Source organism: Gemella sp. zg-1178, assembly GCF_018790995.1.
In the GTDB taxonomy this organism is placed as follows: Bacteria; Bacillota; Bacilli; order Staphylococcales; family Gemellaceae; genus Gemelliphila.
The window spans coordinates 1-807 of sequence record NZ_JAHKEI010000061.1 but is presented as its reverse complement, the minus strand read 5'-3'; the positions used below and the strand labels follow the sequence as shown (position 1 = coordinate 807).

The window sequence follows — 807 nt, the reverse complement described above, 5'->3', positions numbered from 1 at the left end:
AAGTCAATTTTTGGTTGGCTTTTTTATTTTGAAAGGAGTTTTTTTTATGGTAACACAGACAGAAGCGATTAGTTGGGTAAAAAGTAAGATAGGGGGGCGTACTGATTTTGACGGTTGGTATGGTTCTCAGTGTGTGGATTTGATTATGGCTTATGTTTATGATAATTGGGGCGGTAAAGTTCACGGTAATGCTATTAATTATGTTAATAATGCTTTGCCAGCTGGTTTTAGGCGTTTTAAAAGGGGTGAGGTTACTATTCAACCAGGTGATATTGTGGTATGGAATATTACTTTACCTTGGGGGCATATTGGCATTTGTACGGCTGTAAATGGAAGTTTGCTTACTTGTGTTGAGCAAAATGTAGACGGCAACGCAGACGCTTTGACAAAGGGAGGTCCTGCAAGGGTTGTTAATAGGTATGATGGCTTGGTTGCCGCTATTATTAGGCCGCCTTATGATGTTGATGGTGCAAATGATAGGGAGTGGACAAGGGTTCCTGAGAGTTGGCATTTTACGGTTACGGCTGGGTCTTTAAATGTTAGAAATGAGCCTAGGCTTGATTGTGAAGTGGTGGCTGTTTATAAAAGGGGTCAAGTTATTAATTATGATAGTTATTGCATAGCTAATGGTTATGTGTGGGTTTCTTATGTTTCTTCTAGTGGTAAGCGTAGGTTTGTTGCGACTGGTACTTTTAGGGATAATAAAAACCAAATGGAATTTGGCCATTTTAGATAGTTTAAGGGAGCTTATTTGCTCCCTTTTTTTGTTTGTTTGTAGTAGTTGTATAGTTTTTCTGCTGTGGCTAG

General features: G+C 39.0%; 1 protein-coding gene. It reads left to right on the top strand.

Annotated elements, in window-relative coordinates; translation table 11 throughout:
- The first annotated feature begins 46 nt into the window (after positions 1-46).
- Positions 47-736, top strand: a complete 690-nt coding sequence (locus KMP12_RS07425; RefSeq protein ID WP_215757070.1) for an SH3 domain-containing protein — start codon at positions 47-49, stop codon at positions 734-736.
- The last annotated feature ends 71 nt before the right edge of the window (positions 737-807 follow it).

Excerpts from the sequence above, each read along its gene's own strand:
- KMP12_RS07425 (WP_215757070.1), top strand. The coding sequence starts at position 47 with ATGGTAACACAGACAGAAGCGATTAGTTGGGTAAAAAGTAAGATAGGG.